Below are 15,766 nucleotides of genomic sequence, written 5' to 3'. Positions count from 1 at the left end.
ATGGTTAAGATTGCTATTGATATGATGGGCGGAGATGACGCGCCTGGTATCGTGTTAGAGGCTGTTGAAAAAGCAGTAAATGATTTTAAAGATTTAGAAATAATTTTATTTGGAGATAAAAACCAATATACACTCAATCATGAACGAATTGAATTTAGACATTGTTCTGAAAAAATAGAGATGGAAGACGAACCAGTGAGAGCGATTAAACGTAAAAAAGATAGCTCAATGGTCAGAATGGCTGAAGCAGTGAAAAATGGCGAAGCGGACGGATGTGTTTCTGCAGGTAATACAGGCGCGCTTATGTCAGCTGGATTGTTTATCGTCGGACGTATTAAAGGTGTTGCCAGACCAGCCCTTGTAGTAACATTACCAACAATTGATGGTAAAGGTTTTGTATTTTTAGATGTTGGTGCCAATGCTGATGCAAAACCTGAACATTTATTACAGTACGCGCAACTTGGTAATATCTACGCTAAAAAAATTCGAGGCATTCAAAATCCTAAGGTCTCATTATTAAACATCGGTACAGAACCAGCTAAAGGTAATGCTTTGACTAAAAAAGCATATCAATTACTAAAAGATGATCAAAGCTTCAATTTTGATGGTAACATTGAAGCTAAAACATTAATGGAAGGTAACACTGACGTTGTTGTAACTGATGGCTACACTGGAAATATGGTGTTAAAAAATATCGAAGGTACTGCAAAATCAATTGGTAAAATGTTGAAAGAGATATTCTTAGGAAGTTTAAAAAACAAACTTGCAGCATTAGTGTTAAAAAAGGACTTAGACACCTTTACTAAAAAAATGGATTATGCAGAATACGGAGGTTCGGTATTATTAGGTCTAGATGGTACAGTTGTTAAAGCACATGGTGGTTCTAATACGCGCGCGTTTTATTCTGCAATCCGACAAGCTAAAATTGCCGGTGATGAGAAAATTGTCGAAATTATGAGAGAGACGGTAGGTGAAAAGGATGAGTAAAGTAGCAATTATTTTCCCAGGTCAAGGTGCACAAAAAGTAGGTATGGCTAGCGATTTATATAATGAAGACACAAAAGCAACAGAGATTCTAAACATAGCACAAGAAGCCGTAGACTTCGATTTATTAGAAACGATGTTTACGGATAGTGACAACAAATTAGGCGAAACTGAACATACACAACCAGCTTTATTAACACATAGCATCGCCTTATATCGTGCCTTAAATCAACTTAATGCTGACTACACGATGGGACATAGTCTAGGTGAATACTCTAGTTTAGTCGCTGCAGGCGTATTAAAGTTTGAGGATGCAGTTAAGATTGTTCGTAAACGTGGTCAACTCATGGCTCAAGCCTTTCCAAACGGTGTAGGTAGTATGGCGGCTGTATTAGGGTTAAGCTATGAAGAAGTAGATAAAATTTGCAAAGACTTATCAACATCTGAAGAACTGATTGAACCTGCAAATATTAACTGTCCTGGACAAATTGTAGTGTCAGGTCATAAACCACTCATTGATAAATTAGTTGAAGAAGGTAAATCATTAGGCGCTAAACGTGTTTTACCTTTAGCGGTTTCTGGCCCATTCCATTCGTCAATGATGCAAGTGATTGAAAAAGACTTCGAGTCGTATATAAATCAATTTGAGTGGCATGATGCAGCATTCCCTATTGTGCAAAATGTGAATGCGCAAGGTGAAACGGACGCAACAACTATTAAGCAAAATATGATTAAGCAGTTATATTCACCAGTTGAATTTATTAATTCTGCAGAATGGTTAATTGAGCAAGGTGTCGATCATTTTATAGAAATTGGTCCAGGCAAAGTGTTATCCGGTTTAATTAAGAAAATCAATCGTGATGTTAAATTAACATCAATTCAAACATTAGAAGATGTGAAAGGTTGGAATAATCATGACGAATAAAAATGCATTAGTAACTGGTGCTTCAAGAGGTATAGGTCGTAGTATCGCTTTACAATTAGCTGAAGATGGTTTCAATGTAGCTGTTAACTATGCTGGTAATAAAGAAAAGGCTGAAGCGGTTGTGTCTGAAATTAAAGCAAAAGGCGTTGAAAGTTTTGCAATTCAAGCTAATGTAGCTGAAGGCGACGAAGTTAAAGCGATGATTAAAGAAGTCGTTAGTCAATTTGGTTCATTAGATGTACTTGTAAATAATGCTGGTATCACGCGTGATAATTTGTTAATGCGTATGAAAGAGCATGAATGGGATGATGTAATTAATACAAACTTAAAAGGCACTTTCAATTGCAATCAAAAGGCGACGCCACAAATGCTTCGTCAACGTGGTGGTGCAATTATTAACTTATCAAGTATTGTTGGTGCAATGGGTAATCCAGGTCAAGCAAACTATGTCGCTACGAAAGCAGGTATAGAAGGATTAACTAAATCAAGTGCACGTGAACTTGCATCACGTGGTATTACTGTAAATGCTGTAGCACCAGGATTTATCGTTTCAGATATGACAGATGCACTTAGTGATGAATTAAAAGCACAAATGTTAGAACAAATTCCATTATCTCGATTTGGTCAAGATACAGATATAGCGAATACAGTTGCATTTTTAGCATCTGATAGAGCAAAATACATTACTGGCCAAACCATTCATGTTAATGGTGGTATGTACATGTAATCATCTAAAGTTGGTTAGTTGAAATAAGTTTTATTTCGATAACACTTTGATGAGAAATCGCTTTGTTAAACAAAATACTATTTATAATGAGTATTTAAGAAATGCTTGTATTTTACCCATTAAAATGGGAAAATATAATAGTCTATGGATAGACACTTTCAAAGGAGGTGAATCGACGTGGAAAACTTCGATAAAGTAAAAGATATCATCGTTGACCGTTTAGGTGTAGATGCTGACAAAGTAACTGAAGACGCATCTTTCAAAGATGATTTAGGCGCTGACTCACTTGATATCGCTGAATTAGTGATGGAATTAGAAGACGAATTTGGTACTGAAATTCCTGATGAAGAAGCTGAAAAAATCAACACTGTTGGTGATGCAGTTAAATACATCAATAGTCTTGAAAAATAAAAAACTTACATCTGAGTCGTCTACAAGATGGCTCAGATTTTTTTCTTAAGAATCAAACAAAGCATAAATATATGGGAGGTTCTAATGTGACTAATCCAAAAAAAATAGAAATGGTTAATGATTTTCAACAACAGTTTGCGAAGAAAATGAATGAATTAGGATTTACATATTCAAATATCGAGTTATATCAACAAGCATTTTCTCATTCAAGTTTTATCAATGACTTTAATATGGATCGTTTAGCGCATAATGAGCGACTCGAATTTTTAGGCGATGCGGTATTAGAATTGACGGTATCACGCTACCTTTTTGATAAACATCCTGATCTTCCTGAAGGTAACTTAACAAAAATGCGTGCAACAATTGTATGTGAGCCCTCACTTGTAATATTTGCTAATAAAATCGAGCTAAATCAACTCATCCTATTAGGTAAAGGTGAAGAAAAAACGGGTGGAAGAACGCGCCCTTCACTTGTGTCTGACGCATTTGAAGCCTTTGTTGGGGCTTTATATCTCGATCAAGGATTAGATGTCGTATGGCAATTTGCTGAGAAAGTCATTTTCCCATATGTAGAGGATGATGAATTAGTTGGTGTTGTCGACTTTAAAACACAATTTCAAGAGTATGTTCACAGTCAAAATCGTGGAGATGTAACTTATCGATTAATTAAGGAAGAAGGCCCAGCGCATCACCGTTTATTTACATCGGAAGTTATTTTGGAAAATCATGCAGTTGCAACAGGTCAAGGTAAAACTAAAAAAGAATCTGAACAAAAAGCAGCAGAGCGTGCTTACTCAGAACTTAAGAATAATAGCAGTGTTTAAGATGACCAATCATCTTTAAAATATTGTCCTCCTCTCAACTAGAATGAGTGGAATGATTAGCAAGGAGAATAGTATGGTGTATTTAAAATCAATTGATGCCATAGGTTTTAAATCATTTGCAGATCACACAGATGTTCAATTTGATAAAGGTGTGACAGCAATAGTTGGGCCTAATGGTAGCGGCAAGAGTAACATTACCGATGCTATCAAATGGGTATTAGGTGAACAGTCCGCAAAATCATTACGTGGCTCTAAAATGGAAGATATTATCTTTTCAGGAGCTGAACATCGAAATGCTCAGAATTATGCAGAAGTACAATTGAAACTTGATAATAAAGCCAGAAAATTACAAGTTGATTCAGATGATATTGTTGTAACGCGTCGCTTGTACCGCAGTGGTGAGAGTGAATATTATCTTAATAATGATAAAGCACGCTTAAGAGATATTACTGAATTGTTTTTGGATTCTGGTTTGGGAAAAGAAGCATTTAGCATTATATCTCAAGGTAGAGTTGATGAAATTTTAAATGCCAAACCGATTGATCGACGTCAAATTCTTGAAGAATCTGCTGGTGTATTAAAATACAAAAAACGAAAAGCTGAATCACTACAAAAATTAGACCAAACAGAAGACAATCTTACACGAGTTGAAGATATCTTATATGACTTGGAAGGGCGCGTAGAACCATTAAAAGCAGAAGCGTCCAGCGCAAAAGAATATTTGAAACTCTCTGAAGAAATGAAACAAAGCGATGTCATTGTTACTGTACATGATATCGATCAGTATTCGGAAGATAATCGTGAATTAGACGTCAAACTTAATGACCTAAAAAGCCAACAAGCAGATAAAGAGGCGAAACAAGCACAAATAAATCAATATATTCAAAAACAAAAGTCTCAACGTCAACATATTGATAATGACATTGAACAATTGAATTATGATTTGATTAAAGCTACAGAAGCATATGAGAAGTTTACAGGTCAATTAAATGTCTTAGAAGAAAGAAAACGTAATCAATCAGAAACGAATGCGCGCTTTGAAGAAGAATTAGATAATTTAAATCACGAATTAAAGAACGCTCAAGATGAAAAAAATGAGATTACGCAACAAATTGAGACGTTAAAAGAAAAGCAGAAAACGTTAAATAATGATATTCATGAACTAGAATCACAACTTTACGTTTCTGATGAACAACATGATGAAAAGCTCGAATCTATTAAAAATGAATACTATGAATTAATGTCTGAACAATCAGATGTCAATAATGACATTCGTTTCTTAGAGCATACCATTAAAGAAAATGAAGCTAAGAAATCACGCTTAGATTCACGTTTAGTTGAAGCATTTAATCAACTCAAGGCGTTACAAAGCGAAATTGCTTCTACAGAACAACATCATCAAGCTACAGTTAAACAATTGAGCAATTTAGAAGACCAAATAAGTCGTATTGAGCAACAATTATCAAAAGCGAAACAAATTCAAACTGAATACGAAGATAAATTGTATCAAGCATATCGTTATACGGATAAAATGAGAGCTCGAATTGAAAGTTTGGAAACACAAGAGGAAGACTATACGTACTTCTTTAATGGCGTTAAGCATGTGTTAAAAGCTAAAAATGATAGCTTACAAGGTATTCATGGTGCAGTTGCAGAAGTGATTTCTGTACCATCAGAATTGACACAGGCAATTGAGACCGCATTAGGCGCTTCATTGCAACATATCATCGTTGACAACGAAAAAGATGGTCGCCAAGCAATCCAATTCTTAAAGCAAAAAGGACTTGGTAGAGCAACATTCTTGCCATTAAATGTCATTAAATCAAGACAGCTATCTCATCATATTCGTCAAATTGCTGAAAGTACAGCTGGTTATATTAATGTTGCTTCTGATGCAATAACAGTGAATGCGCAATATCAAGCCGTAGTTGAAAATTTAATTGGTACGACTATTATTGTAGATAATCTAAAGCATGCTAATGAACTGGCGAGAGCGATTCAATATAAAGCACGTATCGTTACTTTAGAAGGCGATATTGTCAATCCTGGAGGTTCTATGACTGGTGGTGGTGCGCGTAAGACGAAGAGCATTTTATCACAAAAAGATGAACTCACTACAATGCGTGACCAATTAAAAAATTATGAATCGCAAACTAAAGATTTTGAAAAACAATTGCAAAATCAAAAAGATGACGTCGAGCAGTTAAGTGAAACGTATTTTAATTTGAGTCAACAATATAATGAAGTGAAAGAACAATCACATAACGAAGCGTTAGCATTAGACCGTCTTAAAACACAAGAAGCACATATTAAAGATGAGCATGAAGAATTTGAGTTTGAAAAGAATGACGGTTACCAAAGTGAAAATAGTCGTGTAACTTTAAATGAAAAGCAAGCACGTTTATCTATTATTCAAGGTAAGTTAAAACAACTTGAAACGGACATTGAACGTTATACACAATTATCTAAGGAAGGTAAAGAGACGACTACGCAAGTACAACAGCAATTAAACCAAAAACGCTCTGATTTAGCAGTTATTAAAGAACGAATACATGCGCAAAAAGGGGCATTAACCCGTACAGATAAACGGATTGCAACGATTAATCAACAGTTAACGAACGTTGAAGACAAGATTAAACTCTTTAATTCTGACGAAATGATGGGTGAACAAGCATTTGATAAATTACAACAAGAGATTAAATCTAAGGAAAATTCACGACAATCGATTACTAATCAATTAAAAGATTTGAAAAAGCAACGTGTAGATGTCAATGAAGATGTGGAAATACATGAAGCACAGTTACAAGAATGCCATCAAGATTTATTATCAATAGAAAGTTTCTATCAGGATATCAAAGCGCAACAATCAAAATTAGATGTATTAATTCATCATGCCATTGATCATTTAAATGATGAATATCAATTAACAGTCGAACGTGCCAGAGATGAATTCTTCTCGGAAACACCAATTGAGTCGCTAAGAAAGAAAGTTAAATTAACTAAAATGTCAATCGATGAATTAGGCCCTGTTAATATTAATGCGATTGAACAATTTGAAGAGTTAAATGAGCGCTATACTTTCTTAGATGAACAACGCACAGACTTGCGTGAAGCGAAACAGACACTTGAGCAAATTATTAATGAGATGGATCAAGAAGTAAAGGGTCGTTTTAAAGAGACATTTTTACAGGTTCAATCTCATTTTACGACAGTATTTCAGTCGTTATTTGGTGGAGGACATGCTAAATTAGAATTAACAGATGATGACTATTTATCAGCTGGTGTCGATATTATTGTTCAACCGCCAGGCAAAAAATTACAACACTTGTCGTTGTTAAGTGGTGGTGAACGTGCCTTAAGTGCAATCGCATTGCTATTTGCTATCTTGAAAGTACGATCTGCACCATTTGTTATACTAGATGAAGTAGAAGCGGCACTTGATGAAGCAAATGTCATTCGATACGCACAATTTCTAAAAGAGTTATCAATGCAAACACAATTTATTGTGATTACGCATCGAAAAGGGACAATGGAATATTCAGATCGTTTGTATGGTGTGACAATGCAAGAATCAGGGGTTTCAAAATTAGTAAGTGTTAACTTAAATACTATTGATGAGGTCATGAAGGAGGAACAAGCATGAGTTTCTTTAAACGTTTAAAAGATAAATTTTCTACGAAATCAACGGAAGATATAGAACAAGAAGTATCACAAGATGAAAGTGAGCAGAGTAGCACATCACGTGATGATAATGAAGAAATATCACAACCGGCACCTAAGAAGAAACCACGTAAGTTAAGTGAAGCAGATTTTGATGATGATGGTTTAATCTCGATTGAAGATTTTGAAGAAATTGAAGCACAAAAAATGGGTGCTAAGTTTAAAGCAGGTCTTGAAAAATCACGTCAGAACTTCCAAGAACAACTTAATAATTTAATCGCACGTTATAGAACGGTTGATGAAGATTTCTTCGAAGCACTTGAAGAAATGTTAATTACTGCCGACGTTGGTTTCAACACAGTGATGCAATTAACAGAAGAATTACGTACGGAGGCACAACGTCGTAATATTAAGGAAACGGAAGATTTACGTGAAGTCATTGTCGAAAAGATTGTTGAAATATACCATCAAGAAGACGATCAATCTGAAGCTATGAATCTTGAAGATGGCCGATTAAACGTCATTTTAATGGTTGGTGTAAACGGCGTAGGTAAAACAACTACTATCGGTAAACTTGCACATAGATATAAAATGGAAGGCAAAAAAGTAATGCTTGCAGCTGGAGATACATTCAGAGCTGGTGCTATTGATCAATTACAAGTGTGGGGTGACCGAGTAGGTGTTGAAGTTATACGCCAAAGTGAGGGGTCTGACCCTGCAGCAGTTGTTTATGATGCAATCAATGCGGCTAAAAATAAAGGCGTCGATATTTTAATTTGTGATACTGCAGGACGTTTACAAAATAAATCAAACTTAATGCAAGAACTAGATAAAATGAAGCGTGTTATTAGCAGAGCTGTACCAGATGCACCTCATGAAGCTTTATTGTGTTTAGATGCAACAACAGGCCAAAACGCCCTATCTCAAGCACGTTCATTTAAAGAAGTTACAAACGTATCAGGTATCGTATTAACTAAATTGGATGGTACGGCTAAAGGTGGTATTGTGCTTGCAATTAGAAATGAACTTCATATCCCAGTTAAATATGTAGGCTTAGGTGAAAAACTTGACGACTTGCAACCATTTAACCCAGAAAGCTACGTTTATGGATTATTTGCAGATATGATAGAACAAAATGAAGATATTCCAGATGAAGTTGCTGAATTAGATTTTAATAACGAGGATCATCCACATGGGGAAAAATGATTTAGTTAAAACATTACGAATGAATTATTTGTTTGATTTCTATCAAACGTTATTAACTGATAAGCAAAGAAATTATTTAGAGTTATTCTATTTAAAAGACTATTCATTAAGTGAAATTGCAGAGACATTTGATGTGAGTAGACAAGCAGTTTATGATAATATAAGAAGAACTGGCGATTTAGTTGAAGATTATGAATCTAAGTTGAATTTATATGAAAAATTCGAACAACGTCGTAACATTTATGAAGCAATGAAACAATCTTTAAATGATGCTACAGCGTTAGAACAATATATTAATCAATTAGAAGAATTAGAATAAACAGATATATAAAGGAGGGCATTTGGTATGGCATTTGAAGGATTATCCGATCGCTTACAAGCTACGATGCAAAGAATGCGTGGTAAGGGTAAAGTCACAGAAGCTGATATTAAAGCTATGATGAGAGAAGTACGATTAGCATTATTAGAAGCCGATGTAAACTTTAAAGTAGTTAAAGAATTTGTGAAAACTGTGTCAGAACGTGCCTTAGGATCAGATGTAATGCAATCATTAACACCTGGTCAACAAGTCATTAAAATTGTACAAGACGAATTAACACAATTAATGGGTGGCGAAAACGCAACGATTAAAATGGCGAACAAGCCACCAACTGTTGTGATGATGGTTGGTTTACAAGGTGCAGGTAAAACGACTACTGCCGGTAAATTAGCATTATTAATGCGTAAGAAATACAATAAAAAACCTATGTTAGTAGCTGCAGATATTTATCGCCCAGCTGCAATTAATCAATTACAAACTGTAGGTAAACAACTTGATGTGCCTGTATATAGTGAAGGTGATCAAGTCAAACCACAACAAATCGTGGAAAACGCATTAAAGCATGCTAAAGAAGAACATTTAGATTTTGTAATCATTGATACAGCAGGTCGTTTGCATATTGATGAAGCATTGATGAATGAATTACAAGAAGTTAAAGAAATTTCTAAACCAAATGAAATTATGTTGGTTGTGGATGCAATGACTGGTCAAGACGCAGTTAATGTTGCACAATCATTCGATGATCAATTAGATGTGACTGGCGTTACATTGACTAAATTAGATGGCGATACGCGTGGTGGTGCAGCGTTATCAATTCGTTCAGTAACACAAAAGCCAATTAAGTTTGTTGGTATGAGTGAGAAGATGGATGGACTTGAACTCTTCCACCCAGAGCGAATGGCTTCTCGTATACTTGGTATGGGCGATGTACTAAGTCTTATCGAAAAGGCACAACAAGATGTTGACCAAGAAAAAGCTAAAGACTTAGAACAAAAAATGCGTAATTCAACATTTACATTGGATGATTTTCTTGAACAATTGGATCAAGTTAAAAACCTTGGCCCACTTGATGATATTATGAAAATGATTCCTGGAATGAACAAAATGAAAGGCATGGATAAGCTTAATATGGATGAAAAACAAATTGACCATATTAAGGCGATTATCCAGTCTATGACACCAAGTGAAAGAGAAAATCCAGCAGTCTTAAATGTTTCTAGAAAAAAACGTATTGCTAAAGGTTCAGGTCGTTCATTACAAGAAGTGAATCGCTTAATGAAACAATTTAATGATATGAAGAAAATGATGAAACAATTTAGTGGTGTTGGTCGTAAAGGTAAAAAAGGTAAACGAAGTCAAATGGAAAATATGTTAAAAGGCATGAACTTACCATTTTAGTGATTCAAAAATATCGGACGCTTTTTGATAAGCGCTCGATATTTTTATGTCGATTTATTTCATAAACCCAGCTAAAGGTTCGCCTGAGCTAAAGCTCTAACGCAGTGGTTGATTGGACTTGAAATAAAATATTTCAAGCACCTAATCAACTGTGCGAGGGGGGGCGGGCCCCAGCACAGAGAATTTCGTTAAGAAATTCTACAAGCTAAGCAAGCTGGGGTGGACGAATTTAAAATTCTATCTGACTCCCATAACCAAATCTACGGTTTATTTCATAAACCTAGATAAAGGAACACCCTAGCTAAAGCTAGTGCGTAAGTCCCACTAACTAAATAAATTTAGAAGTGGGGCTTTAGGTAAAGAAAAAAGTCTTTACAAATAATCAAGTTACTGTTAATATTATTTCTTGTAGAAAATAAAAAGTAAAAGATTTAAAGGAGAGTTTTATATATGGCAGTTAAAATTCGTTTAACTCGTTTAGGTTCAAAAAGAAATCCATTCTATCGTATCGTAGTTGCAGACGCACGTTCACCACGTGATGGTCGTATTATCGAACAAATCGGTACTTACAACCCAGCTAGTGTTAATGCTCCAGAAGTTAAAATTGACGAAGAATTAGCATTAAAATGGTTGAAAGACGGTGCTAAACCAACTGATACAGTTCATAATATCTTATCTAAACAAGGTATTTTAAAAACTTTTGATGAACAAAAACACGCTAAATAATTTAGCTTAAACTTTAATACAAAGTTTCTTAAGGCGCCATTTCGTGGCGCCTTTTTCAATACTGAAATATTCATGTTAATATGAAAGAAATAAATTAATGTATTAAGAGAGGTGCGACTATGCAAGTTGAAGTGGGTCAAATTGTAAACACTCACGGTATTAAAGGTGAAGTCAAAGTCAAATCGAATTCTGACTTTACAGAAACGCGTTTTCAACCTGGTGAAGTATTAACAGTAAAACATAATAACAATGAAATTCAATTAACGGTCACATCGTATCGTGTACACAAAGGTTTCCATATGCTTAAATTTAAAGACATTAATAACATTAATGAAGTTGAACAGTATAAAGGTGACTTCTTATATCAAGAACGCGATCACGAAGATATTGAATTAGCAGAGAATGAGTTTTACTATTCAGATATTATAGGATGCACCGTGTTTGATGATGAAGAGACACCTATTGGGCGAGTCATCAATATTTTTGAAACTGGCGCAAATGATGTTTGGGTCGTTAAAGGTGATAAAGAATACCTAATTCCTTATATAGCTGATGTTGTTAAGGCCATTGACATTGAAAATAAAACCATCCACATAACACCTATGGAAGGGTTGTTAGACTAATGAAAATTGACTATTTAACTTTATTTCCAGAGATGTTTGATGGCGTACTCAATCACTCCATTTTAAAACGAGCGCAAGATAAAGAAATTATTAGTGTAAATACAATTAATTTCAGAGATTACGCTATCAATAAACATAATCAAGTAGATGATTATCCATTTGGTGGCGGGCAAGGTATGGTATTAAAACCAGAGCCGGTTTTCAATGCTATGAAAGACTTGCAACGTACTGAACAGACGCGTGTGATTTTAATGTGCCCTCAAGGTAGACCATTCTCTCAAAGTATTGCACAAGAGCTAAGTGAAGCAGAACATATTGTATTTATTTGCGGACATTATGAAGGTTATGATGAACGTATCAGAGAACATCTTGTGACAGATGAAATTTCAATGGGAGATTATGTGTTAACTGGAGGCGAATTGCCTGCCATGACGATGACAGATGCAATTGTACGATTAATTCCTGGCGTATTAGGTAATCAACAGTCACATCAAGATGATTCTTTTTCAGATGGACTTCTAGAGTTTCCACAATATACACGTCCTAGAGTATTTGAGGATATGACTGTTCCAGATGTATTGTTGTCAGGTAATCATGCAAATATCGAACAATGGCGACATGAACAAAAATTAATTCGGACGTTTAATAAGCGACCGGACTTACTTGATCATTATCCTCTAACAGAAGAAGATAAAAAAATAATAGAAAGCTATAAAAAGCAATTGAAAAACAAGTAGTATTATGCTAATATATATCAAGTGTGAAAAGACACTAAATATCACTATGGTCCGCTGCTATATGAATGTCTAGGCAAGAACATAGGTTGAAGGAGAGTATATCAATGAGTAATCATAAGTTAATCGAAGCAGTTACTAAATCACAATTACGTACAGACTTACCAACATTCCGTACTGGTGACACTTTACGTGTACACGTACGTATCGTTGAGGGTTCACGTGAACGTATCCAAGTTTTCGAAGGTGTTGTAATCAAACGCCGTGGTGGAGGAATTTCTGAAACTTTCACAGTTCGTAAAATTTCTTCAGGTGTAGGTGTGGAACGTACATTCCCATTACACACTCCAAAAATCGAAAAAATCGAAGTTAAACGTCGTGGTAAAGTACGTCGTGCTAAATTATACTACTTACGTAGTTTACGTGGTAAAGCTGCTAGAATCCAAGAAATTCGTTAATCAGCAAATTGAGTATATGAATAAGATAAAGGTTAGTTACAACGTTTGTCTTACTAACAAAGCTTCCAATCATCTTCTTTTTCAAGTTGAGATTGGAAGCTTTTATTTATTGTATTTAAAATTTTGAAGTCTGACCTTAGACGTAGTTGTTTATTTCAGTTTATTGTTTTCTTTTTACCCATAAGCTAAATAGTACGCTACCTATAACGCCGATGATACTTAAAATGGTAAGTAGATAAAAATGCGGCGGGGTATAAGAGACTTTAATCACCTTATCGCCTTTATTTACCGGTATTGCCGTCATAATACCATTGACTTGTTGTACGGGTACATCTTTACCATCTACGTGTGCATGCATGCCTTTTACATATACAGTTGGTAGGACAACATAGCCTGATGCATTTTTGGGTTTATGAACAATATAACCATTTCTCATGCTTTTAACCTTCACAGGTGTAACGTCTTTAGATGCTTTTTGTAAAGTACTGTAATCTTCACCATAGATGCCTTTAACAGATAAACGATAATGACCTTTAGATAGTTGAATATTAAGTTTATTAGATGCTTTTACGCGCATTGTAACAGGAGTGACAAAACGTCGATATTTATAACTTAGTTTATTTCGGCTTTGTGAATATTCGTTTACACCGACTGAATGCGCTTTGTCAGGCGACAGCAATTCGACATCCATTTCCACATACATATCTTTATATTGATTAGCGACTGATTTAGGTAAAGATAACGTAACACCTCCATTATCCTTATGCACAGTAAGATGGTTGTGATTGTGCCATGTTGAATCATTTGTCGACATGTTCGCTTTGTCTAACAAGTTTTGATTTGATTTAAATGAAGTATTCGCTTTCTCTGGCTGACCATTTAACACGATGCCTTTTAACATTGCTTGTTCACGATCTAATGGTGACTTTAAATCATTAGAATTATAAATTCGATTCGTCACATGAGCTGCTGGGTAGTCAATCGTATTTTCGGAGTGGATGAGTGTATCTTTACCATTCAAAATGGTATCTTTCTTTTTAAATCCGTAGGGCATATTTTGATCTTCAGGATGACGTAAACGATCTTGAACATTCCATAGCGCAGCTAAGTTCGCTCGATTTCCCAAAAAGCGATACGTGCTATTTTTATCCACAGGCATATTGATTTGCATTAATTTATCATAATATTTCAATATATCGCCATCAAAAATGCTAGAATATAGCGATATACCATTATAGTGATAAATAAATGGTGAATTTAGTGCGTATGCTGACATATAATCGATACGATGAAATGGGTCATTTTGATGCTGTGTGATCGTATCGATTTTTTTGGCAATTGTGTCATCAAAGTATGATGGATCATTTAAAGTATGGATTGTCGTTGCATATGGATCTATTGTTCTTTGTCTTGAATCATGTGTCATTACAATTTGCTGACCGAAAAAGAGCACAATCAACGATAACATGATTATTGGTTGCTTAAGTAGAGATTTACGATAAATGATTAAACCTAATACAATGATGATAAATAATGCTATAGGCATCCAATCCACAAAATCATCGGCAATGATGTATCGGCACAATCCTGCAATAAATACAGGTATAGCAGCAAATAAATATCGTTTCATTGTTATTTCAGATAAATGATGAATATATAACGCAATAAGTCCACTTGTAGATAACACTAAGAAATAAACCCAGCGACGTTGCGGTAAAGAGAAACCGTTAAAAGCACTATCAAAGTATTGTGATAATGAACCAATAAGTAAGAACCAAGTTATAATCGCAAAAACTTTATAGTAGTAGTGTTTGTATAATTTTGGCGTTAACAATGCCACGAGTGCGACAAGTGAAATTGTGACATAGAAACCATTTGAAAATATGTAATAATTATTTTTGGTTAAATCAGTAAACAAAGAAATATTAAATTCTGAATTTTGTTGACGATCATTATTTAAGAATGATGATACACCAGTGTAAAATCCTAATATACTTGATAAAAGCGCAAACATAGCACCAATAATTAATAAGTAACATTTTTGCCAGCGTGATACGATATCATAGCGATATTGAAACACAACTCGCAAAATGAAATAAATACCTAACACAATGGCTTGATAATAAGTAAAATAGAAATTTGAAAAGAGTGTAATCGCTACTGCAAAAATAAACAAACCAATCTTCTTACGTTGGAAAAAGCGTTCCATTCCCCATAAAGATAATGGTAATACAATTAATAGGTCGCCATAAAATGACCATGTGAAATTGTAATATAATACGACTGTTGATGCACCATATAGTAGTGTTGCTATTAATAGAGGTACAGATTTTAATCTTAAATATCTAAAATAATAAAATGCACAAATAAAAGTGATTATCGTACGGACATAAGCTACAATGAGTTGGTTTGTTGGCCAAAAGCGGATATTGTGCGGTTGCCAATGAAATAATTGCTCGCCAATCCATACAAAAATAAAATTAACCCACATGATGGGGGATAAGGAATAATAGTAAGCTAAACCTTTTACATAATCCCCACCCAGTCCAAATGAGTGATCGTAAAATCCTTTTAAGTGTGTGTAATGTTCATATAAATATAATTGAAATGGCATCATTTGTCTAAAGCCATCGCCAGATCCACTAAACACTACACCATCTTTAAGATAATCGCGTATAAACGGATAATAAATCGTTAGTGTTACGATATTAGCTATGATAAAAATAAAACCAAATGTCCATAAGGGTTTCGACCATATTTTTTTAATCAAT

General features: G+C 34.7%; 14 protein-coding genes. 13 read left to right on the top strand and 1 reads right to left on the bottom strand.

The genetic code is table 11. The features are described 5' to 3' along the window. From plsX to rplS, 13 genes are all read left to right on the top strand, one after another. Positions 1-987 carry a phosphate acyltransferase PlsX gene (gene plsX, locus KA878_RS05510; RefSeq protein ID WP_193839431.1) on the top strand — a complete coding sequence of 329 codons (987 nt, stop codon included), beginning with the start codon at positions 1-3 and terminating at the stop codon, positions 985-987. After that, positions 980-1,909, top strand: coding sequence for an ACP S-malonyltransferase (gene fabD / locus KA878_RS05505; protein ID WP_193839430.1), 930 nt, complete (start codon positions 980-982; stop codon positions 1,907-1,909). The genes plsX and fabD overlap by 8 nt, the downstream gene beginning before the upstream one ends. After that, complete coding sequence (gene fabG, locus KA878_RS05500) at positions 1,899-2,636, top strand: 3-oxoacyl-[acyl-carrier-protein] reductase (RefSeq protein WP_210142074.1); 738 nt, start codon at positions 1,899-1,901, stop codon at positions 2,634-2,636. Before fabD ends, fabG begins: the two co-directional genes overlap by 11 nt. A 177-nt stretch (positions 2,637-2,813) precedes the next feature. Beyond that, on the top strand, positions 2,814-3,047 hold the full coding sequence (locus KA878_RS05495; protein WP_001830184.1) for an acyl carrier protein: 234 nt from the start codon (positions 2,814-2,816) through the stop codon (positions 3,045-3,047). Between the two features lie 71 nt (positions 3,048-3,118). Beyond that, the gene (gene rnc / locus KA878_RS05490) at positions 3,119-3,871 is read left to right on the top strand and encodes a ribonuclease III (protein WP_228480599.1); all 753 of its coding nucleotides are present in this window, start codon (positions 3,119-3,121) and stop codon (positions 3,869-3,871) included. 73 nt (positions 3,872-3,944) lie between these two features. Next, complete coding sequence (gene smc, locus KA878_RS05485) at positions 3,945-7,514, top strand: chromosome segregation protein SMC (protein WP_193839428.1); 3,570 nt, start codon at positions 3,945-3,947, stop codon at positions 7,512-7,514. Then, positions 7,511-8,737, top strand: a complete 1,227-nt coding sequence (ftsY, locus tag KA878_RS05480; RefSeq protein ID WP_193839427.1) for a signal recognition particle-docking protein FtsY — start codon at positions 7,511-7,513, stop codon at positions 8,735-8,737. The genes smc and ftsY overlap by 4 nt, the downstream gene beginning before the upstream one ends. Next, a complete protein-coding gene (locus KA878_RS05475) occupies positions 8,724-9,056 on the top strand; it encodes a putative DNA-binding protein (protein ID WP_053029260.1) in 333 nt (110 codons plus the stop codon). The genes ftsY and KA878_RS05475 overlap by 14 nt, the downstream gene beginning before the upstream one ends. 27 nt (positions 9,057-9,083) lie before the next feature. Further along, entirely contained in the window at positions 9,084-10,454 is a 1,371-nt protein-coding gene (gene ffh, locus KA878_RS05470) for a signal recognition particle protein (RefSeq protein ID WP_070855507.1), read from the top strand. Positions 10,455-10,904: 450 nt separating this feature from the next. Further along, positions 10,905-11,180 (top strand): 30S ribosomal protein S16, encoded by a 276-nt coding sequence (gene rpsP, locus KA878_RS05465; protein ID WP_011275962.1) that lies wholly within the window; start codon positions 10,905-10,907, stop codon positions 11,178-11,180. Positions 11,181-11,299: 119 nt separating this feature from the next. Further along, on the top strand, positions 11,300-11,803 hold the full coding sequence (rimM, locus tag KA878_RS05460; protein WP_070855509.1) for a ribosome maturation factor RimM: 504 nt from the start codon (positions 11,300-11,302) through the stop codon (positions 11,801-11,803). Next, on the top strand, positions 11,803-12,540 hold the full coding sequence (trmD, locus tag KA878_RS05455; protein ID WP_107630040.1) for a tRNA (guanosine(37)-N1)-methyltransferase TrmD: 738 nt from the start codon (positions 11,803-11,805) through the stop codon (positions 12,538-12,540). The genes rimM and trmD overlap by 1 nt, the downstream gene beginning before the upstream one ends. 104 nt (positions 12,541-12,644) lie before the next feature. Continuing rightward, entirely contained in the window at positions 12,645-12,995 is a 351-nt protein-coding gene (gene rplS / locus KA878_RS05450; RefSeq protein WP_002448843.1) for a 50S ribosomal protein L19, read from the top strand. Positions 12,996-13,155: 160 nt separating this feature from the next. Here rplS and KA878_RS05445 read toward each other — a convergent pair whose 3' ends face one another. Then, on the bottom strand, positions 13,156-15,765 hold the full coding sequence (locus tag KA878_RS05445) for a YfhO family protein (protein WP_193839426.1): 2,610 nt from the start codon (positions 15,763-15,765) through the stop codon (positions 13,156-13,158). Position 15,766 lies beyond the last annotated feature (1 nt).

The organism is Staphylococcus sp. GDY8P57P (assembly GCF_017892585.1).
GTDB classification, from domain to species: domain Bacteria; phylum Bacillota; class Bacilli; order Staphylococcales; family Staphylococcaceae; genus Staphylococcus; species Staphylococcus borealis.
The sequence above is the reverse complement of the archived record's forward strand: the minus strand, read 5'-3'. Positions and strand labels throughout refer to the sequence as shown.

Coding starts and splice junctions, on each gene's coding strand:
- plsX (WP_193839431.1), top strand. CDS start 1: ATGGTTAAGATTGCTATTGATATGATGGGCGGAGATGACGCGCCTGGT.
- fabD (WP_193839430.1), top strand. CDS start 980: ATGAGTAAAGTAGCAATTATTTTCCCAGGTCAAGGTGCACAAAAAGTA.
- fabG (WP_210142074.1), top strand. CDS start 1,899: ATGACGAATAAAAATGCATTAGTAACTGGTGCTTCAAGAGGTATAGGT.
- rnc (WP_228480599.1), top strand. CDS start 3,119: ATGGGAGGTTCTAATGTGACTAATCCAAAAAAAATAGAAATGGTTAAT.
- smc (WP_193839428.1), top strand. CDS start 3,945: ATGGTGTATTTAAAATCAATTGATGCCATAGGTTTTAAATCATTTGCA.
- ftsY (WP_193839427.1), top strand. CDS start 7,511: ATGAGTTTCTTTAAACGTTTAAAAGATAAATTTTCTACGAAATCAACG.
- KA878_RS05475 (WP_053029260.1), top strand. CDS start 8,724: ATGGGGAAAAATGATTTAGTTAAAACATTACGAATGAATTATTTGTTT.
- ffh (WP_070855507.1), top strand. CDS start 9,084: ATGGCATTTGAAGGATTATCCGATCGCTTACAAGCTACGATGCAAAGA.
- rpsP (WP_011275962.1), top strand. CDS start 10,905: ATGGCAGTTAAAATTCGTTTAACTCGTTTAGGTTCAAAAAGAAATCCA.
- rimM (WP_070855509.1), top strand. CDS start 11,300: ATGCAAGTTGAAGTGGGTCAAATTGTAAACACTCACGGTATTAAAGGT.
- trmD (WP_107630040.1), top strand. CDS start 11,803: ATGAAAATTGACTATTTAACTTTATTTCCAGAGATGTTTGATGGCGTA.
- rplS (WP_002448843.1), top strand. CDS start 12,645: ATGAGTAATCATAAGTTAATCGAAGCAGTTACTAAATCACAATTACGT.